The organism is Hypericibacter terrae (assembly GCF_008728855.1).
In the GTDB taxonomy this organism is placed as follows: Bacteria; Pseudomonadota; Alphaproteobacteria; order Dongiales; family Dongiaceae; genus Hypericibacter; species Hypericibacter terrae.
Genome location: NZ_CP042906.1, coordinates 983,517 through 1,002,438, shown reverse-complemented (window position 1 = coordinate 1,002,438; position 18,922 = coordinate 983,517). Strand labels below are relative to the sequence as shown.

The 18,922-nt window shown below is 68.0% G+C and carries 18 protein-coding genes; 9 read left to right on the top strand and 9 right to left on the bottom strand.

Annotation, left to right across the window (positions count from 1 at the left end):
* Nucleotides 1-58 precede the first annotated feature (58 nt).
* From FRZ44_RS04650 to FRZ44_RS04640, 3 genes are read right to left on the bottom strand one after another with little or no spacing between them, the layout of a single operon-like run.
* On the bottom strand, nucleotides 59-337 hold the full coding sequence (locus tag FRZ44_RS04650; protein WP_151176075.1) for a DUF6111 family protein: 279 nt from the start codon (nucleotides 335-337) through the stop codon (nucleotides 59-61).
* Nucleotides 334-957, bottom strand: coding sequence for a CoA pyrophosphatase (locus FRZ44_RS04645; RefSeq protein ID WP_225308545.1), 624 nt, complete (start codon nucleotides 955-957; stop codon nucleotides 334-336). Before FRZ44_RS04645 ends, FRZ44_RS04650 begins: the two co-directional genes overlap by 4 nt.
* Nucleotides 958-980: 23 nt before the next feature.
* Nucleotides 981-1,541, bottom strand: a complete 561-nt coding sequence (locus FRZ44_RS04640) for a DUF1285 domain-containing protein (RefSeq protein WP_151176073.1) — start codon at nucleotides 1,539-1,541, stop codon at nucleotides 981-983.
* 71 nt (nucleotides 1,542-1,612) lie between these two features.
* Here FRZ44_RS04640 and FRZ44_RS04635 point away from each other — a divergent pair, with 71 nt between their 5' ends.
* The 5 genes from FRZ44_RS04635 to FRZ44_RS04615 all read left to right on the top strand — a co-directional run bounded on the left by FRZ44_RS04635 (nucleotide 1,613) and on the right by FRZ44_RS04615 (nucleotide 9,115).
* Nucleotides 1,613-2,617, top strand: coding sequence for an AAA family ATPase (locus tag FRZ44_RS04635; RefSeq protein WP_151176072.1), 1,005 nt, complete (start codon nucleotides 1,613-1,615; stop codon nucleotides 2,615-2,617).
* 38 nt (nucleotides 2,618-2,655) lie between these two features.
* A complete protein-coding gene (locus FRZ44_RS04630; protein ID WP_151176071.1) occupies nucleotides 2,656-3,573 on the top strand; it encodes a DUF58 domain-containing protein in 918 nt (305 codons plus the stop codon).
* Nucleotides 3,570-6,275 (top strand): DUF4159 domain-containing protein, encoded by a 2,706-nt coding sequence (locus FRZ44_RS04625; protein ID WP_151176070.1) that lies wholly within the window; start codon nucleotides 3,570-3,572, stop codon nucleotides 6,273-6,275. Before FRZ44_RS04630 ends, FRZ44_RS04625 begins: the two co-directional genes overlap by 4 nt.
* A gap of 226 nt (nucleotides 6,276-6,501) precedes the next feature.
* Nucleotides 6,502-8,586, top strand: coding sequence for a hypothetical protein (locus tag FRZ44_RS04620; protein WP_151176069.1), 2,085 nt, complete (start codon nucleotides 6,502-6,504; stop codon nucleotides 8,584-8,586).
* Nucleotides 8,587-8,659: 73 nt separating this feature from the next.
* A complete protein-coding gene (locus FRZ44_RS04615; protein ID WP_151176068.1) occupies nucleotides 8,660-9,115 on the top strand; it encodes a hypothetical protein in 456 nt (151 codons plus the stop codon).
* A 23-nt stretch (nucleotides 9,116-9,138) separates the two neighbouring features.
* On the opposite strand, the gene FRZ44_RS04610 is transcribed toward FRZ44_RS04615, so the two are convergent.
* Entirely contained in the window at nucleotides 9,139-10,050 is a 912-nt protein-coding gene (locus FRZ44_RS04610; RefSeq protein ID WP_151176067.1) for a LysR family transcriptional regulator, read from the bottom strand.
* A gap of 308 nt (nucleotides 10,051-10,358) precedes the next feature.
* On the opposite strand from FRZ44_RS04610, the gene wrbA reads away from it, so the two are divergent.
* A complete protein-coding gene (gene wrbA, locus FRZ44_RS04605) occupies nucleotides 10,359-10,961 on the top strand; it encodes an NAD(P)H:quinone oxidoreductase (RefSeq protein WP_151176066.1) in 603 nt (200 codons plus the stop codon).
* Between the two features lie 175 nt (nucleotides 10,962-11,136).
* The gene (locus FRZ44_RS04600; RefSeq protein ID WP_151175693.1) at nucleotides 11,137-12,300 is read left to right on the top strand and encodes an IS4 family transposase; all 1,164 of its coding nucleotides are present in this window, start codon (nucleotides 11,137-11,139) and stop codon (nucleotides 12,298-12,300) included.
* A gap of 200 nt (nucleotides 12,301-12,500) precedes the next feature.
* Here the strand turns inward: FRZ44_RS04600 and FRZ44_RS04595 are convergent, their stop codons facing one another.
* Entirely contained in the window at nucleotides 12,501-12,917 is a 417-nt protein-coding gene (locus tag FRZ44_RS04595; protein WP_151176065.1) for a hypothetical protein, read from the bottom strand.
* 188 nt (nucleotides 12,918-13,105) lie between these two features.
* Between FRZ44_RS04595 and FRZ44_RS04590 the strand changes: the two genes are divergently transcribed.
* On the top strand, nucleotides 13,106-14,011 hold the full coding sequence (locus FRZ44_RS04590) for an isocitrate lyase/PEP mutase family protein (protein WP_151176064.1): 906 nt from the start codon (nucleotides 13,106-13,108) through the stop codon (nucleotides 14,009-14,011).
* Nucleotides 14,012-14,186: 175 nt separating this feature from the next.
* On the opposite strand, the gene FRZ44_RS04585 is transcribed toward FRZ44_RS04590, so the two are convergent.
* On the bottom strand, nucleotides 14,187-14,678 hold the full coding sequence (locus FRZ44_RS04585; RefSeq protein ID WP_191908418.1) for a PAS domain-containing protein: 492 nt from the start codon (nucleotides 14,676-14,678) through the stop codon (nucleotides 14,187-14,189).
* Nucleotides 14,679-14,821: 143 nt separating this feature from the next.
* Nucleotides 14,822-16,123 (bottom strand): MFS transporter, encoded by a 1,302-nt coding sequence (locus tag FRZ44_RS04580; RefSeq protein ID WP_151176062.1) that lies wholly within the window; start codon nucleotides 16,121-16,123, stop codon nucleotides 14,822-14,824.
* A gap of 115 nt (nucleotides 16,124-16,238) precedes the next feature.
* On the opposite strand from FRZ44_RS04580, the gene FRZ44_RS04575 reads away from it, so the two are divergent.
* Nucleotides 16,239-17,144, top strand: coding sequence for a LysR substrate-binding domain-containing protein (locus tag FRZ44_RS04575; protein ID WP_151176061.1), 906 nt, complete (start codon nucleotides 16,239-16,241; stop codon nucleotides 17,142-17,144).
* Here the strand turns inward: FRZ44_RS04575 and FRZ44_RS04570 are convergent.
* Both FRZ44_RS04570 and FRZ44_RS04565 read right to left on the bottom strand, forming a co-directional pair.
* On the bottom strand, nucleotides 17,141-17,740 hold the full coding sequence (locus FRZ44_RS04570; protein ID WP_151176060.1) for a hypothetical protein: 600 nt from the start codon (nucleotides 17,738-17,740) through the stop codon (nucleotides 17,141-17,143). The two genes, FRZ44_RS04575 and FRZ44_RS04570, sit on opposite strands and share 4 nt — an antisense overlap.
* Nucleotides 17,741-17,759: 19 nt before the next feature.
* Complete coding sequence (locus tag FRZ44_RS04565) at nucleotides 17,760-18,794, bottom strand: LacI family DNA-binding transcriptional regulator (RefSeq protein WP_151176059.1); 1,035 nt, start codon at nucleotides 18,792-18,794, stop codon at nucleotides 17,760-17,762.
* Nucleotides 18,795-18,922 lie beyond the last annotated feature (128 nt).

Genomic DNA, 18,922 nt, shown 5'->3' with positions numbered 1-18,922 from the left:
ATCTAATCCCCTCCCCCAAAAGTTGGGAGAGGGGATGGTTTTTCTTGATACGCCCGCATCAATTCGAGAATCCGCCCTGGTTGATCTGCCCGTTCTCGAGGCTGGGCGGCTGATAGTGGCTTCCGGGCGCGGCGCCGCCGAACAAGGCCGAGGCCGCCAGGGTCACGGCGAGCAGAGCGACCCCGGCGCCGGCGAGCCAGCTCCAGGGCATGTCCTTGAAGACGAGGGTCGGTGCCGCACCGGTGGCCTGGGCCCGGCGGCGGGCGATCGCAAGATAGAGAAAATAGATCAGCGTCGGCAGCAGCAGCGGGATCAGGATCTCGAGGAAGCGTCTCATGAGGCGCCGGCCCGCGGCGCCAGGATCTCGGCCAGATTGACCAGCATCCCGGCGGTGGCGCCCCAGATGAAGCGGTTCTGCCACGGCACCGTCCAGAAATGCCGCTCGACGCCGTTATAGACCCTGCTCTCCATCCGGCGATTGGCTGCGTCCAGCAGATAGGCCAGCGGCAACTCGAAGGCGTCGGCGACCTCGAGCGGATTGAGCACCAGATCGAAACGCGGCTGCACCAATCCCACCACCGGGGTCACCTCATAACCGGTGCGCGTCACATAAGTGTCGAGCTGCCCGATCGGCTCGACCAGCCGGCGTGCCAGCCCGATCTCTTCCTCGGCCTCGCGCAGCGCGGCCGCGATCGCATCGGCATCCTCGGGATCGACGCGACCGCCCGGAAAGGCGACCTGGCCCGCATGTTCGGCCAGATGCTCGGTGCGCTGGGTCAGGAGAATGGTGAGCCCTTCCATCCGCAGCACCAGCGGCACCAGCACGGCCGCCGCCGTCAGCGGCAGCTTCGGCATCATGTCGGGGTTGAGATCGTGGTCGCCGCGCGTCTCGTCCGGCAGCTCCAGCGCCACGGGCCCGCGCGGCGCGCGGCGCACGCCGGGCGGCTTCGCCGTCAAGGCATCGCGAATGGCGGCGGGGCTCAGGCTTCCGCGTCGGTCCGTCCCAGAAGAAAGAATTGTCCGCTGCTCCATACGCCCAGCTGCTCTTCGCCGTCCTCATGACGGCTCTCGCCCAGTTCCACCAGCTCATAGAAGACCGGCCGAGTCAGTCTTGCCTCGAGCCCGTCCCGTACCATGATATAGGGAGTGGGCTCGCCGGTCCCAGGCTGTTGCAGCACGCGGATCGGGTGGTCCTTGTCGGCCACCACCTCGTCGTCGAGATTGGTCCGGAAACGCAGGCGCTGGGCGGGTCCGGCGCCCTCGGCCGTGACCTCGACCGCGACGAAGGGCACATCCTCGACCTCGATCCGCCCCCGCTCATAGGGCGTGACGAGCCAGTAATCCCCGTCCGGCTCGCGGCGCAGCACGGTGGAGAACAGCTTGACCAGCGGTTTCCGGCCGATCGGGGAGTTCAGATAATACCAGGTGCCGTCCCGCCCGATCCGAATCGCAAATTCGCCGCATTGCTGCGGCTCCCTTCCCGGGCCGGGCGACGAAGAAGGTAACGAAAGAGTGCCTTCCGACAGCTTGCCTGCAGTCATAGGATGGCTTGGCCTGTTCGATCGACGCCCGTCCGATCCATGCCCCCGAACCATTCAAGGAGCAGCCGACGGTGAGTTCCCCCGATACCGTGATTTCCGCCGACCGGCTTGCCGCCGAGATCGGCCGCCTCGGCGACACGCTGCAGCAGGTTCGCCGCAGCATCGGTCGCGTCATTTTCGGCCAACAAGCGACGATCGATCAAACCCTAATTACGCTCCTGGCCGGCGGCCATGCGCTGCTGGTGGGCGTGCCGGGCCTGGCCAAGACCCGCCTGGTGATGACGCTCGGCATCGTTCTCGGGCTCGAGGACAAGCGCGTGCAATGCACGCCCGACCTGATGCCGGCCGACATCCTGGGCTCCGAGGTGCTGGAGGAGACCGACAGCGGCCGGCGCTCCTTCCGCTTCATTCCCGGACCGGTCTTCTGCCAGCTGCTCATGGCCGACGAGATCAACCGCGCCAGCCCGCGCACCCAGTCGGCGCTGCTGCAGGCGATGCAGGAGGCCCGCGTCACCGTCGGCGGCCATCCCCACCCCCTGCCCCAGCCCTTCCATGTGCTGGCGACGCAGAATCCGATCGAGCAGGAGGGCACCTATCCGCTGCCCGAGGCGCAGCTCGACCGCTTCCTGATGCAGATCGACGTCACCTATCCCGAGCAGGCGGCCGAGCGCCAGATGCTGCTCGCCACCACCGGCGCGGACGAGGAGAAGGCCGAGCCGGTCATGACGGCCGGCGACCTGCTGCTGGCGCAGCGCCTGGTGCGCCGCGTGCCGGTCGGCGACAGCGTGGTCGAGGCGATCCTCAGCCTGGTGCGCTCGGGCCGGCCCGAAAGCAGCGAGATCGAAACGGTGCGCCAGCATGTGGCCTGGGGCCCCGGCCCTCGCGCCAGTCAGGCGCTGATGCTGGCGGCCCGCGCCCGTGCCTTGATGGAAGGGCGGTTCGCGCCCTCGGTCGAGGATGTGGTGGCGCTGGCGCCCGCGATCCTGCGCCACCGCATGGCGCTCAATTTCGCCGCCCGCGCCGAAGGCATCGGCCTCGATGAGGTGATCGAGCGCCTGATCCAGCCCTTGCGCTGAGGCGAACGCAAGCGAGCGCGGCGGCAGAGGGAGCAGGCATGGCGTTCGGCGCCAAAATTCGCGGCAGGCCGACTTCGAACGAAGCGGGTTTGCGCGAGCGCGCCCAGTCCATGGCGGCCGCCCTGCCGCCGCTTCTGGTGCAGGCCGAACGCATCGCCGCCACCGTCGAGCAGGGCGTGCATGGCCGCCGCCGCGTCGGCCCCGGCGACACCTTCTGGCAGTTCCGCCGCTATCAGCCGGGCGATCCGGTGGGCCGCATCGACTGGCGCCAGTCGGCCAAGGCTGATCCGGTGTTCGTGCGCGAGAGCGAATGGGCCGCGGCGCAGACGATCTATCTGTGGCGCGACGCCTCGGCCTCGATGCGCTGGCGCTCGGGCCGCAATCTGCCGGAGAAGATCGAGCGCGCCGACCTGGTGACGCTCGCGCTCGCGGCACTCCTGCTCGATGCCGGCGAGCGCGTCGCCCTCCTGGGCGAAGGCGCGCCGCCTTTCACCGGCCATCGCGGCCTCGAGCGGCTGGCGCTGCTGCTGCAGCATCATCCCGAGGACCAGAGCCTGCCGCCCGATCTGCGGCTGCCGCGCCATGCCGAGCTGGTGCTGGTCGGCGATTTCCTCTCGCCGCTGGCGACGCTTGAAACGCGCTTCAAGCGGCTCGCCGAATATCAGCCGCATGGCCATATCCTCCAGTTGCTCGATCCCGCCGAGCAGTCGCTGCCGTTCACCGGCCGCATCCGCTTCGAGGGCACCGAGCGGGAGGGCGATGCGCTGATCGGCCGGGTCGAGGCGATCCGCCAGGCCTATGCCGAACGGCTGCAGGCGCAGCTCGACGGCATGGCGGCCTTGGCCCGCACGCTGGGCTGGAGCTACGCGCTCACCACCACCGACCGTTCGCCCGAATCCGCCTTGCTGGCGCTCTATCGCCGGCTCGGCGAGCGGTCCGAGGTCAGGATCCGATGATGGGGCTGGCCGATCTCAGCTTCGCGGCCCCCTGGGTGCTGGTGGCGCTGCTGGCCTTGCCAGTCCTGTGGTGGCTGCTGCGGCTGATGCCGCCGGCCCCCAAGCGGCAGATCTTTCCGGCGATCCGCCTGCTGTTCGGACTGCGCCCGCCGGAGGAAACGCCCTATCGCACGCCCTGGTGGCTGCTGCTGCTGCGCCTCGTGATCGCGGCCCTCATCATCGTCGCCCTCGCCCATCCGCTTGAGGATGCGCGCAAGGCGCTCGCGGGCGACGGGCCGCTGCTGCTGGTGGTCGATAATGGCTGGGCCGCGGCCGCCCATTGGAACGAGCAGGAGGCGACGCTGGCCGATCGCCTGCGCCAGGCCGAGCGCGAGGGCCGCATGGCGGCGCTGATCGCGACGGCGCCGGGTGCGGACGGCGCGAAGCCGCAGATCCAGGGCCCGATGCCCGCGGCCGAGGCGCGCCAGGCGCTGGGCCGGGTCGAGCCGCAGCCCTGGCCGACGGATCGCAAGGCGACCCTGGCCGCGCTCGACAAGGCGCCCTTCGCCGAGGCCAGCGTGTTCTGGGCCAGCGACGGCATCGCCGATCCCGATGGCGCCGACAAGCAGCTCGGCGAAAGGCTGGCGAAGTTCGGTTCGCTGACAGTCATTGCGGCGCCTGACAGCGCGCGCGCCTTGCTGCAGCGTCCGCCCGAGAACAACAGCGAGGCGATGACGCTGCATCTGCTGCGCCCCGCGGCGGGGCCGGCGCGAACCGTCGAGCTGATGGCGAGCGACCGCCAGGGCCAGCTGGTCGCGCGCCAGCCCGCGACCTTCGAGGCCGGCGCGACCGAGGCCAATCCTCAGATCAAGCTGCCGGTCGAGCTGCGCAACCGCATCGCCACGATCTCGGTCGCCAACGAGGCCTCCGCCGGCTCGACCTTCCTGGTCGACGCGCAATGGCGCCGCCGCCCCGTGGGTCTCGTCGCCGGCGCCGATACGGGGCGCGAGGAGACGCTGCTGAGCGAGCTCTATTACTTGCGCCGCGCGCTCGGGCCTGGCACGGACCTGCGCGAGGGCACGATCCCCAGCCTGATCCAGGGCGGGCTCTCGATGCTGGCGATGGTCGATATCGGCAGGCTCACCGCCGAGGAGACCGACGCGCTGCAGCATTGGGTCGAGAATGGCGGGCTGCTGCTACGCTTCGCCGGCCCGCGACTGGCGGAGAACACCGACGACACGCTCCTTCCGGTGCGCCTGCGCAGCGGCGGGCGCACGCTGGGCGGCGCCCTCACCTGGGAACAGCCGGCGCAGATCGCGCCCTTCGCGCCGACCTCGCCCTTCGCCGGCCTTACGGTCCCTGACGATGTGCGCGTCTTCCGCCAGGTGCTGGCGGAGCCGGAGCTCTCGCTCGGCGACAAGACCTGGGCGCGGCTCACCGACGGCACGCCGCTCGTCACCGCCGCGCGCTCGGGTCGCGGCTGGCTCGTGCTGGTCCATACCAGTGCCAATGCCGACTGGTCCAACCTCGCCTTGTCGGGGCTCTTCGTGCAGATGCTGCAGAAGATCCTGGCCCTGAGCGAAGGCGTCGCCGGCAGCGAGGCGAACGGCACGCTCCCGCCCTACCGCACGCTCGACGGCTTCGGCCGGCTCGGCGCGCCCGCACCGCTCGCGACCGCCGCCGGTCCCGAGGTCTTCGACAAGGGCCTGATCGGTCCCGATCATCCGCCGGGCTTCTATGGCAGCGAGGCGACGCAGCGCGCGCTCAATCTCGGCACCGGCCTGATCGGCTGGCAGGCGATCCAGGCCTGGCCGGAGGGTGTGACCGTGGAAAGCACCAGCGTCGGCGCCACCTTCGACTTCAAGCCCTGGCTGCTGGCGGCCGCGCTCGCGCTGTTCCTGATCGATCTGGTAATCTCGCTCGCGCTGCGCGGGCTCCTGCCCGGCCGCGCCGCCGTGGCCGGCGCCCTCCTGCTGCTCGCGCTTGCCGGCGGTCTCGCCGCGACCCCGGCGCAGGCCAAGGACAATGACGACAATGCGCTGGGCGACACGCAGCAGACCCGTCTCGCCTATGTCAGCAGCGGCGACGACGAGATCGACCGCGCCAGCAAGGCGGGGCTGCTCGGCCTCTCGCTGGTCCTGCGCCAGCGCACCGCGATCGATGTCGGCGAGCCGGTGGCGATCAATCCCGCGCGGGACGAGCTCGCCTTCTTCCCGCTGATCTACTGGCCGATATCCAACGGCGAGGTCGCGATGTCGGACACGGCGCTGCGCCGGGTCAACGACTATCTCAAGAATGGCGGGCTGATCCTGTTCGACACGCGCGACGGCGGCGCCAGCGGCTTCGCCAATTTCAACCGCGTCGCGCGCGGCATCGACATCACGCGGCTGATCCAGGTGCCGCAGGACCATGTGCTGACCAAGGCCTTCTACCTGCTGCAGCAGTTCCCGGGACGCTGGGCCAGCGGCACGCTCTGGGTCGAGGAAGGCCAGGGCCGCTCCAATGACGGCGTCTCCTCGGTCGTGGTCGGCAGCAACGACTGGGCCGCCGCCTGGGCCGTCGACGAATCCGGCCAGCCGCTCTACGCCACCGTCCCCGGCGGCCAGCGCCAGCGCGAGATGGCCTACCGCTTCGGCGTCAACATCGTGATGTATGCGCTGACCGGCAATTACAAGTCGGACCAGGTCCATGTGCCGGCGATCCTCGAGAGGCTGGGGCAATGAGGATCGGGCACCACGTCTGCGGCTCCCCTCCCCGCTCGCTGCGCTCGCCGCCCCTCCCGCAAGGGGAGGGGCCGTGGTTTTGTTCACGCCCCCTCTCTTTTATCAGCAGCGGCACTTTCTCCATGAAAGGCGAGCCGTGGTTTTCTCCTCGCCCCCTCCCCTTGCGGGAGGGGGTAGGGGGAGGGGGGACACCGCGCGATGCGGCTGTTGATAAAGGGCCCGCTCCATGACCGCCGGCCATTGGAGCATCGCCTTTGCGCCGCTGCTGCCCTGGTGGCTGATCGCGGGCGCCGCGGTCGTGGCCGCGCTGCTGATCGCGCTCTGCCTGTGGCGGCGTGCGCGCGGGACCTCCTGGCGCGTCCTGGCGCTGCTGGTGCTGCTGGGCGCCCTGGTCAATCCCTCGGCGGTCAAGGAAGAGCGCCGCATGATCGACGATGTCGCGGTGCTGGCGATCGACGAATCCTCGAGCGAGCAGATCGCGCCGCGGCCCGAGCAGATCGCGGCGGCCGCACCGGAGATCGAGAAGCGGCTGCGCGCGATCCCCGGCCTCGAGCTGCGCGTGGTGCGGGTCAAGCCCGCCCGCAGCGAGGCCGACAACGGCACCGAACTGATGACGGCGGTCAAGGATGCGGTCGCCGACCTGCCGCCCTCGCGGCTTGCCGGCGTCGTGCTGCTGTCGGACGGCGAGATCCATGACCTGCCGGAGGATCCCAAGACGCTCGGCATCGACGCGCCCGTGCATCTGCTGCTGACCGGCCGCGAGAACGAGGGCGACCGCCGCCTGACGGTGCCGAAGCTGCCGAGCTACGGCATCGTCGGTCAGAAGGTCGAGTTCACCATCCGCGTCGACGATCTCCCGCAAGGGCCGCCCGCAGGCCGCGTGCGCGTGGACATCACCCGCGACGGCGAGGCGCTCCAGCCCGTCTTCGTGCCGACCGGCCAGGACACCAACCTTTCGCTCGATCTGCAGCATGCGGGCGAGACGCTGTTCGAGATCAAGGCGGAGGCCGGCCCCCAGGAGCTGACGCTCGCCAACAACAGCGCCTTCATCACCGTCAACGGCGTGCGCGACCGGCTTCGGGTCCTGCTGGTCTCGGGCGAGCCACATCCGGGCGAGCGAACCTGGCGCAACCTGCTCAAATCCGATCCCGGCGTCGATCTGGTGCATTTCACCATTCTGCGCCCGCCGGAAAAACAGGACGGCACGCCGATCAACGAGCTGTCGCTGATCGCCTTCCCGATCCGCGAATTGTTCGAGGTCAAGCTCGACGAGTTCGATCTCGTCATCTTCGACCGCTATCAGCGCCGCGGCGTGCTGCCGCGCGCCTATCTCGAGAACATCGCGCATTTCGTCGAGAATGGCGGCGCGCTCCTGGATGCCGCCGGCAGCTCCTATGCCGGCGCCTACAGCCTCTATGATTCGCCGCTCGGCCGCATCTTCCCGGCCGCCCCCACGGGCGAAGTTCTCGAGCAGGGCTTCAAGCCCGTCATCAGCGACATCGGCCGGCGCCATCCGGTCACGGCGGGCCTGCCCGGCGGCGACAGCAACCCGCCGACCTGGGGCCGCTGGTTCCGGCAGGTCGCGGCCACGACCCAGCCGGGGGGTGCGGCCGTCATGACCGGCATCCAGGGCGACCCCTTACTGGTGCTCTCGCGTGTCGGCAAAGGCCGCGTGGCGCAACTGCTTTCCGACGAGATCTGGCTCTGGTCGCGCGGCTATGAAGGCGGCGGCCCGCAGGCCGAGCTGCTGCGCCGCGTGGCGCATTGGCTGATGAAGGAGCCCGAGCTCGAGGAAGAGGATCTCAAGGCCGCCATCATCGACGGCCATCTGACCGTGACGCGGCGCAGCCTCTCGGCGCAGCCGAAATCCGTGACCGTCACCGCGCCCTCGGGCGCGACCTTCGATGTCCCGATCGACGACAAGGGCGACGGCCGCGCGGTCGGGCAGCTGAATGTCGAGGAGAACGGGCTCTATCGCATCACGGACGGCACACGCCAGGCCTTCGCCGCCATGGGCGCGCTCAATTCGAAGGAGATGTCGGACCTGCGCGCCACGCCCGACCTGCTGAAACCCGTGAGCGAGCTGACCGGTGGTGGCGTGTTCCGGCTCGATGCCGGCGGCGACAATGTCCCGCAGGTCCGCGGCGTCGCGCCCGACCGCACCGCCGCCGGCAGCGGCTGGCTGGGCCTGCGGCGCAATGGCGACTTCATCGTCACCGGCGGCACCGAGCTGCCGCTGCTGCCCGTGTGGCTGCTGTTGCTGCTGGGCATCGGCACCACGCTCGCCGCCTGGCGGCGCGAAGGACAGTAGGACTTTTCTCCCTCGATCCGGTCCTTCGTTCTATAGTGAGCGTTCCGACGACGCAGGGGTGGGGAGATCGCGAATGCTCGAGACAATCTCGAAGCTGGTGACGGTGATCAGCGTCGTGGTGGGCGTGGTCATCAGCATCTGGAGTCTGTCCGCGGCCCAGAAGAGCGAGGCCGAGGCCCGCGTCAAGGAAGCCGAAACCCGCAAGCTGGAGCTGGCCAAGCCGTTCCTCGAGCTGCGCCAGAAATTCTATCTGGAAGCGGTCCATGCGGCCGCCGTGCTGGCCAATCCCGAGGTCGAGACGGACGAGGATATCGACAAGGCCCGGACGCGGTTCCGCGAGCTCTATGTGGCCGAGCTCAGCATGGTCGAATGTCCCAATGTCGAAGAATCGATGATCCAGCTCGCCCGGACGATCGACAAGGATCTGACCAATCTGACGCCCGCGCAGAGCGCCGCCTACAAGCTGGCGCATGCGCTGCGCGACACCTTCGTCATGTCCTGGGAAGTCGAAGGCACTTGCCCGCACTAGGGGGCGGCGTTGACTTCGTCCCGCTAGCTCACCGCATCCCATTCGACCGGCGGCGTGAAGCGCTCGGCCAGGAAGTCGGCGAAGGCCCTGACCTTCGGCGAGAGATGGCGCCCGGGCGGATAGACGAGATAGAGCGCATGGGGCGGCGGCTGCCAGTCGGGCAGGAGCCGCCTGACGCGACCGGCGCGCAGAGCGGCCGCGACCGAGAAGATCGGCGAGTTGGCGATGCCGATCCCGGCCTCGGCCGCCGCCAGCATCGCCTGGCCATTGTTGCAGCGAAACCGCCCGTTGATCGGCACGGCGGTCTGGCCGTCGGGTCCCTGGAAACGCCATTCGCCGGGCGTGGTCGAGAGCGTATAGACGATGCAGTCATGCGCGCCGAGCTCGCGCGGATGCCGGGGCTCCCCGCGCCGCGCGAGATAGGACGGTGACGCGCAGAGGATGCGCTCGACCGGCGCCAGGCGGCGGACCACCAACTGCGAATCCGGGAGATCGGTGCGGATGCGCACCGCCAGATCGATGCCCTCCTCCACCAGATCGACGAAGCGGTCGTTGAAGGAGAGATCGACCGAGAGCTCCGGATGGCGCGCCATGAATTCCGGCAGCAGCCGCGAGAGATAGGGCACGCCGAACGAGGCCGGGGCCGTCACGCGCAACAGCCCGCGCGGCGCCGCGGTGAGGCGGCCGACCGCCTGGTCGGCCTCGGCCAGATCGTCGAGAATCCGCACGCAGCGATCGAAATAGGCGCGGCCCGCCTCGGTCAGGCTCATGCGCCGGGTGGTGCGGTCGATGAGGCGCGCGCCCAGATCGGCCTCGAGCCGGGCGATATGTTTGCTGACCCCGGCGTTGGAAAGGCCGAGCTCGCGCGCCGCCGCGGAGAAGCTCTGGCGGTCGGCGACTTTCCGGAAGACACGCAGGGTTTCCAGGCGGTCCAAGGTCGTCACTCCGTTTCGGGATCATTGTTCACAAATTAGAAAATATCCTTTCACAAATCGCCCTATTCGTCACGAATCAGGCGAGGCCTAAGCTTCGGCCTCTGGACGGTGGTGGACCAGGGTCTGCTCCCGAACGAGAGGGCTGGCGCGTCTGCCCAGGCCCGAAGGGCCGTTTCGGGCGGGAGACGAATCCTCACGAAGGGATCCGACAAGCTTCCCGCCGCTGTCTCGTTTCACTCTTCATCCGCCGAGGCTCGCTTCGCAGGAAGGTCTGCGGCAGCCCTCGTCCGTTTCAAGGAGTCCACAAGATGACGAAAGTTCTGGTGCTCTATTACAGCGCCTACGGCCATATCGAGGCGATGGCCGAGGCCGTGGCCGCCGGCGTGCGCGAGGTCGCGGGCGCGCAGGTGACGATCAAGCGGGTGCCCGAGACGGTGCCGGTGGAGGTCGCGAAGAAGTCGGGCATGAAGCTCGACCAGAAGGCGCCGATCGCGGCCATCGACGAGCTCGCCGATTACGACGCCGTCATCGTCGGCGTCCCCACCCGCTTCGGCAACATGGCGGGCCAGATGCGCAACTTCCTCGACCAGGCCGGCGGCCTTTGGATGAAGGGCTCGCTCGTCGGCAAGGTCGGCAGCGTCTTCGCCTCGACCGCGACCCAGCATGGCGGCCAGGAGACGACGATCCTCTCGACTCATGTCACGCTGATGCATCTCGGCATGATCATCGTCGGCGTGCCCTATAGCTGCCCGGAACTGTCGAACATGAAGGAGATCACCGGCGGCACGCCCTACGGCGCCACCACCCTCTCCAACACCGACGGCAGCCGCATGCCCAGCGAGAACGAGCTCAAGATCGCCCGCTTCCAGGGGAAGCATGTGGCGGGGATCGCGGCGAAGCTGAAGGGGTGAGGTACGGTTGAAGTCGAGGATGATCGGAACTTAGGCGACCCCTTCTCCTTATCCCCTCCCCCAAAAGATGCAGGGCTGTCCGGGGAATGAGTCGATAGGTCGCGGGCGCATGCCCGGTTTTCCGGAGGTTTTCCGGGTACTTTCTGGTTGTCGAGACTCAGAAAGGGAACCGGGCATGCAGTACATGGGTAGCATCTTCGTGAGCCTGCTGAAACCCATCGATCGGCGTCAATTCCGCACGCTGGTGGAGCGCCACGACGGCGATGCCTACGACAAATCCTTCAAGAGCTGGGATCATCTGGTGGCGCTGATCTACGCCCAGCTCAGCCACGCCAAGAGCCTGCGGGGGGTGGAGGCGGGTTTCAACGCCAACTCCCAGCATCACTACCATCTGGGGGTCGGGAAGCTGGTTCGTTCGACCTTGTCGGATGCCAATGCGCGCCGTCCAGTGAGTGTGTTTGCGGGGCTGTTTGGCACGCTTTCCCAGGAGGTGGATCGGCTGGCTCGCCAGGAAGGGAACGAGATGCTGCGTTTGATCGACGCCTCGCCGATTCCGCTGGGCAAGGTCTGCGCCTGGGCGGACTGGAACGGCCGGATCCGCGGCATGAAGATGCATGTCGTCTACGATCCCAAGGCCGATCGCCCCTGCTCGGTCGAGGTCACGCCGGCCACCATCAACGACATCGAGGTGGGCCGGCGCGTGCCGATCGAGGCCGGAGCCACCTATGTCTTCGACAAAGGCTATTGTCGCTACAGTTGGTGGTGCCAGATCGACGCCGCCGAGGCGGTCTTCGTCACGCGCGCGAAGTCCAACATGCGCTTGCGCGCCACCAAGCGGCGCAAGCTCCGGAAGATTGTCGGCGACGGCTTCAGGATCATCGACGACGCCGAGGTCCGCCTCGTCAGTAAGGGCGATTCCAAGCTGGCGATCCGGCTGCGTCGGATCCGGGTCCGGCGCGAAAAAGGCGGCGTCATCACCCTCATCACCAACGATATGACCCGCTCGGCCGTGGAAATCGCCACCCTCTACAAGACCCGGTGGCAGATCGAGCTGCTGTTCCGCTGGATCAAGCAGCATCTCGATATTCGCAAGTTCCTTGGCAACAACGAAAATGCCATCCGGCTGCAGGTCCTCGCCGCCATGATCGCCTATCTGCTCCTGCGCATCGGCGCGCGCCTCCACAGCGTGAAAATCCCCCTCCTGCGACTGGCCGAACTCGTCGGCCAGTCGCTCTTTACCAGGAAAACCTTCCACCGTATCGATCGCCCGCCGCCCGTCAATCCAAGCAAGCCATCTCCCAAAGTCCCAGCCAACCAGATGGCGTTCTGTTATGCATGAGTTTCCCCGGACAGCCGTGCCCTTGAGGGGGAAGGTGAGGATGGGGGGTGGCAAACGCACAAACGTCAGCGGTCCATTCCCGCCATAGATTCGGTGGTGGCTTCGGAGTCTGCGGCACCCCCCTCCCTAACCTCCCCCTCAAGGGGGGAGGAGATTAGAAAGTAAGGGGCAGCTCCAGACTCGCTCTACTCCCAGGCACCCTACTCCTGCAGCGCCGGCTCCAGCTCGGTGTGATAGATGTCGAGGACCCGCTTCATCTCCGGGTCGTCGCAGCCCTTGGTCTTCTTGAGCTCGCGGATCTCGGCCTTGGCCTGCTCGATCAGCGTCAGCCGGCGTCCGGCGCTGATCTCGTCGCCGACGCTGACGGAGATCGCCTGGGCCAGATTCTCATGCGCGGTCATGATCTGCTGCGCGTTGGGATCGCCGACGCCCTTTTGCTCCAGCCCCGCGCCCTGGCACAGCACCGCTGCATAGATCGCGCGGTGATAATCCAGATATTCGGTCTCGACCGCGGTGTCGTCGTCGGCGCGGATCTGGGCCGAACTGAAAAGGGCGATGGCGGCCACCAGGCCGGCCTGCAGAGACAGGCGGGACAGTCGCAAGGCAAAGGGCGTCATTGCGTGGGCTCCCGGGAATGACGGTTCTGGCGGCGAGCCGCCAGCATAGGGGCACCCTCCCTGCCGGAACAGGCCCAAGGCCAACGACCAGAGGCCGGACCCGAGATCTCGCCTCCGGACCGGGCTCGCCGCTATGCTGGGACCCGAGGCCCGCCCGAGTCACCCTTCTCCCGCCGGAGCTCTGCCCCATGAAGCGCAGCACCCGTTTCCGCCTGCTGGTCGAAGCCCCCGAGATCCTGCTGCTGCCGGGCGTCCATGACGCCCTCACCCTGCGGCTGGCCGAGCAGGCCGGCTTCGAGGCCGTCACCTGCGGCGGCTATGCCGCGACCGCAAGCCTCCTGGGCGTGCCGGACATGGCCCAGCTCGGCATGAGCGAGATGGCGGAGATGTATGCCCGGCTCTGCGATCAGACCGAGCTGCCGGTCTTCGCCGATGCCGATACCGGCTATGGCGGCACCGCCAATGTGGCGCGCACGGTGCGCGCGTTCGAGCGCGCCGGCGTGGCGGGGCTCTTCATCGAGGACCAGTTGGCGCCCAAGCGCTGCGGCCATATGAAGGGCAAGCAGGTGGTGCCCGCGGTCGAGATGGTGGCGAAGATCAAGGCGGCGCTCGATGCGCGCCGCGACGGTGACCTCGTCATCATGGCGCGCACCGATGCACGCGCGGTCGAGGGTCTCGAGGCCGCGGTCGAGCGCGCGCAGATCTATCGCGAGGCCGGCGCCGACGTGCTGTTCGTCGAGGCGCCACTGACGGTCGAGGAGATGGCCTATGTCTGCGCCGAGGTGCCGGGCCCCTGCATGGCCAACAATGTCGAGGGCGGCCTGACGCCGATCCTGCCGGCCGACGCGCTCGAAGAGGTCGGCTTTGCGATGGTGACCTATCCGGTCGCGGCCAGCTACGCGATCGCCCACGCGGTGGCCGGTCTCTATGCCACGCTCGCGCGCGACGGCACCAGCGATGCCTGGCGCGCGAACATGGTGGATTTCGCCAGCTTCAACGAGCTGGTCGGCCTCTCGCGCCTGCGCGCGGAGGAGGCCGCCTATGACGAGCAGGCGCGGGAGATCGTCGCGGCGTTTTCGGCGGATCGGGATTGAGGATTTCTGCAGCGGTGCTGCGGCACCCCTCCCCCTACCCCCTTATTCAATGTGATCGCTTCGCTCTACTTTCAAGCTTCGAGCGAGTTCTACGCCAACCACGCCCCCTCCCCTTGCGGGAGGGGGTAGGGGGAGGGGTGCGGTGCATGAAAGCGCTTCGCTTTAACCCGCCCGCCTACTCCCTGCTGAACGGCCCGCGCATGAAGCGGAAATGGGCGAGGAGCATGTCGGCCTTGGCCTCGTTCTGGCCCAGGGGCAGCAGCAGCCGCTCCACGTCGTAGGCGGTGCCATGCTCGCGGTTGAAGAAGATCTCGGTCGCGAGCAGCGGCTCGGCGTCGGCCGCGACCTGGCGATACTGGTCGGTCACGTTGGGATAGGCGCGGAAGAAGGCGAACTCGTCGAAGAAGCGCCCGGTGCGATCCTCGCCCGAGGAGCGCGCGACGCGCGTGCCGACCAGGCGGAAGCGGAAGCGCGCGCCGTCATCGACCACATCGACCAGCATGAGATTGGGCAGCAGCGCCACCAGCTCGGCCGGGTCCACATCCGCGCGCGACGGCATGCGCCGCCGGCCCCGCTTCGCCAGCCAGTAATCCAGCAAGGTCCGCTGATCCTTGGCGCCGAGGCGCTGCCTGAATTCGGCAAGACGCGTTTCGGCGTCTCGTTCCAACTGTTCCATCCGCCCCCTCGCGGGCGCCCGCGATTGCCTTCGCGGGCTTCCCACCTAGAGTTCGGGATCAGGAGCGCAACCGGGCAAGGGGCATTTCCGTGGCAGTCGGCCGTTAATGACTGCGCCAGGGATTCCGCGGCTCTTCAGGGCCTGCCGGCGTTGATGGCGAGCGGCTTCAACGCGCGCAATTTGAGCGCGATCGCGAAAGAGACGGCGACGACGAATCCGAGGAAGATCGCGACCGCATGCCACTGGCCGAACTCCCACATCAGGCCGGAGCCCGAGCCCAGCACGCTGGAGCCCAAATAGAAGAAGAACAGATAGAAGGCCGAGGCGAGCGCGCGGGCGCTCTGGGCGCGCCTGCCGACCCAGCTGCTCACGACCGCGTGCGCGCCGAAGAAGCCGAAGGTGGCGACGGCGATGCCGAGCATCACAACGACGAGACTCGACGCCACCGTCAGGGCGAGGCCCGCCGCCATCATGCAGATCATGACCCAGAGCATATGGCGCCGCCCGAAACGGTCGGCCAGCCGGCCGACGACCGTCGAGCCCACCATGCCGACGAGATAGAGCGAGAAGACGGCGCCCAGCAGGCTGGGCCGCAGATCGAAGGGCGGCGCCGCGAGGCGGTAGCCCAGATAATTATAGAGGCTGACGAAGCAGCCCATCATCAGGAAGCCGATCGCGAACATCCAGGGCATGCCGGCATCGGAGAAATGCAGCCGCAAGCCCGCGAGAAAGCCCGACAAGGAGAGCCGCGAGGGCTGGAAGAAGCGCGACGGCGGCAGGCTGCGCCAGAACTCGAAGGCCGCCAGCAGCCCGACCGCGCCCAGCACCAGCATCGCCGTGCGCCAGGAGGTCCAGTCGGCAAGCGCCGCCACCATCAGCCGCCCGCAGAGGCCGCCGAGCCCGTTGCCGGCGATATAGAGGCCCATCGAGCGGCCGAGCGAGTGCGAATCGATTTCTTCGGCGAGATAGGCCATGGCGACCGCGGGCAATCCCGCCAGCACGACGCCCAGCAGCACGCGCAAAACCAGCAGCTGGCTGAAACTCTCCACGAAGCCGCAGGCGAAGGTGAGGAGGGCCGCGGTGAACAGGGCCGCGTTCATGAGCGGCCTGCGACCGATCCGGTCGGCGATGAGGCTGGCCGGGATGAGCATCAGCGCGAGCGCGCCGGTCGCCGCCGAGACCACGCCGCTCGCCGCCGCCGGCGACAGCGCGAACTCGTCGGAGAACATCGGCATCAGGGGCTGCAGCCCGTAGAGCATGGCGAAGGTGGAGAAGCCGCCGAAGAACATGGCGCGCGCGGTGCTCCAGAAGGCCGGCGTGCCGTGGAGGATGCGGCCGCTACCGCCGGCCGGAGCGACCGGCGTCGCGCCCTGCGCCGGGGCGGACTGCAGCGGCAGGCCCGGGGGCGGCAAGGCGGAACTGAGATCGGACGGCATGGAATGCTCGGGGCTTCCCGGGGCGCTCGTCGGGCCCCACGATCCTGAATCTGGCGTTCCCCGGTCATTCAGTCCAATATATAATAAGAGGTCGATTAATATCTTTCAGGTATCGATGGAACTGCGCCATCTCCGCTATTTCCGGGCCGTCGCCGAAGAGCTCAACTTCACCCGCGCCGCGCGCCGGCTCCATATCGGCCAGCCGCCCCTGAGCCTGCAGATCAAAGCGCTCGAGACCGAGCTCGGCCTCCCGCTGTTCGAGCGCAGCAAGCGGCGCGTGGCGCTGACCCCGGCGGGCGAGCGCTTCCTCGTCAGCACGCGCCAGATCCTGGCGGAAGCGGAGCGTGCGATCGAGGACGCGCATCGCGCCGCGCGCGGCGAGACCGGCGAGCTGCGGATCGGCTTCACCTCCTCGCTGCCCTTCACCACCTTCCTGCCGGACGTCATCCGCGCCTATCACGACGGTTTCCCCAAGGTGAGGCTGACCCTGGTCGAGATGTTCACGGCCGGCCAGCTCGAGGCCATCACGGCAGGCCGTCTCGAGATCGGGTTCCTGCGCCACACCGGACAGGGCGCACCGCCGGAGCTCCTGCTGCGGCCGATCCGGCGCGATCCGCTGCGGCTCGCGGTCCATGCGCGCCATCGCCTGGCGAAGGCACGCTCGGTCTCCTTCGCCCAGCTGCGCGACGAGAATTTCATCACCTATCCGACCAGCGCCGGCACCGGGATGAGCCTCCCTTTGCGCCAATTGGCGATGAGCGCCGGCTTCGAACCCAAGGTCGTGCAGGAAGCGCGCGAGGCCTCGACCCAGATCGGCCTGGTCGCCGCCGGACTGGGCGTCGCGGTCATCCCCTCGCCGCTCGAATGTATCCGCGTCCCTGGCGTGCGCTATCTGGCGCTGAGCGACGCCGCCGCCTTCGTCAGCCTCGCCGTCGCCACCCGGCGCGAGCCGCCCTCGCCCCTGCTTGCCGCGTTTCTGGCGACGCTCGACAGCAAGATCGCCGCCGCGCGCGCGGCCTAGAGTATTTCCTTCCCGAACCAGCGATAGACGCCGATGTCGGCGGGCCGGAACGGATCCTCGTCGAGATCGAGGCGGGTGAAGGGTTCGAGCGCCACATAATCGGCCAGGCTCCAGACCGCTATGGCGCCGGGATCGGGCCCGAGCCGCCCAATGCGGCGCAGCACGAAATTCAAGGTCGCTTCCGGTTGCTTCTTCGCGCGGGCCTGGAAGTGGGTTGCGATCTGGTCGTTCGAGACGGCGCTCCTGGCGGCGAAATACTCGATATAGAAGAGCTTGCCTTGATCGGCCGCCGGGCCGGTCACGACCTCGTCATAGCAGCCCGCCTTCTGCAGATGGATGGCGCGGTGGGTCGCGAGCTCATGGGTGTCGCGGATGCCGGCATCCGAATGGAAATGCGCCTCCCATTCGTCCATGCGCTTCATGCCGTCGCATTTCCAGAAGGCGAGGTAGCTCGGCATCGGCCCGATCCGCATGGTGCGGCCGAAGGAGCCGACCAGCTGGTCCTCGGGCGCCGTCCAGGCGGCCTGGTTGCCCAGATAGCGGAAGATCTCGAGCGGCATGAAGCGGTCGCGCTCGACATATTCGATATAGATCACGGCCTGTTCTCCTCCCCGTCTAACCGTTCGCCCGCGCGCGGGCGGTCGTCGCGCGCAGGATCAACTCGTTCGGCAGGATCGTCTCTCGCGCGCGGCCGGTTTCCCGCCCGGCAATCAGATCCAGCAGCAGCTCCGCGGCACTGGCTCCCAGCTGCCAGGATTGCGGCCGCACCGTCGTGAGCTCGATCCAGGGCAGCGCCGACACGAAGATATCGTCGAAGCCGATCACCGACATCTCCTCCGGCACGCGCAGGCCCCGCTCCTTGAAGAGCGCCATGGCGCCGAAGGCCATGAAGTCGTTGGCCGAGACGATCGCGGTGGGCAATCGGGGCCGGCCCATCAGGCCGACGGCCGCCGCATGGCCGGACTCGATCGTATAGTCGCCATAGGCCACCAGCGCCTCGTCGAACGGAATGCGAGCCTGGCGCAGCGCCTTGAGATAGCCCTGATAGCGTTCCTCGGCGGCGCTGGAATCGGCGCGGCCCTTGATGAAGCCGATGCGCCGGTGGCCCAGCGCCAGCAGATGCTCCATCGCCATGCCGACCCCGCCTTCATTGTCCATGCCGACATAATACGTCTTGGCGCTGACATGACGGCGATTGAGCATCACGAAGGGCACGCGCTCGGCCTGGAGCCGCAGCACATCGTCGCTGTCCGACGCGGTCGAGGCGAGGATCAGGCCGTCCAGCCGCTTGTCCAGCAGATGGCGCAGATAGGCCGCTTCCTTGTCCTTGCGATAGTCGGTGTTGCAGAGCACGAGATTGTACTCCTTGCCCCACAGCACATCCTCGACGCCGCGCACCACCGCCGGAAAGAACGGGTTCGACACGTCGGCCAGCAGCAGCCCCACCGACCAGGTCTGTTGCAGGCGCAAGGAACGCGCCAGCGAGGAGGCGCGATAGCCCAGGCTGGCCGCGGCTTCGACCACCCGGCTGCGCGTTTCGGGCGCGACATAGCCCTTGCCCGTCAAGGCGTTGGACACGGTCGAGGGGGCCACGCCCGAGGCCGCGGCCACCTGCTTGATCGTGATCTTGCTGCGGACGGCGTTTGACATCAGGGTCGATTAGCATACAAAATCGATTTTGTATTGAGTTTTGTCGCCGTGCCCAAAGCCGCTCGCGGGAACCGCGGGGGCTCATAAAAGAGCGACCGCTCGAAAAGAACGATCACCGGGAGGACACC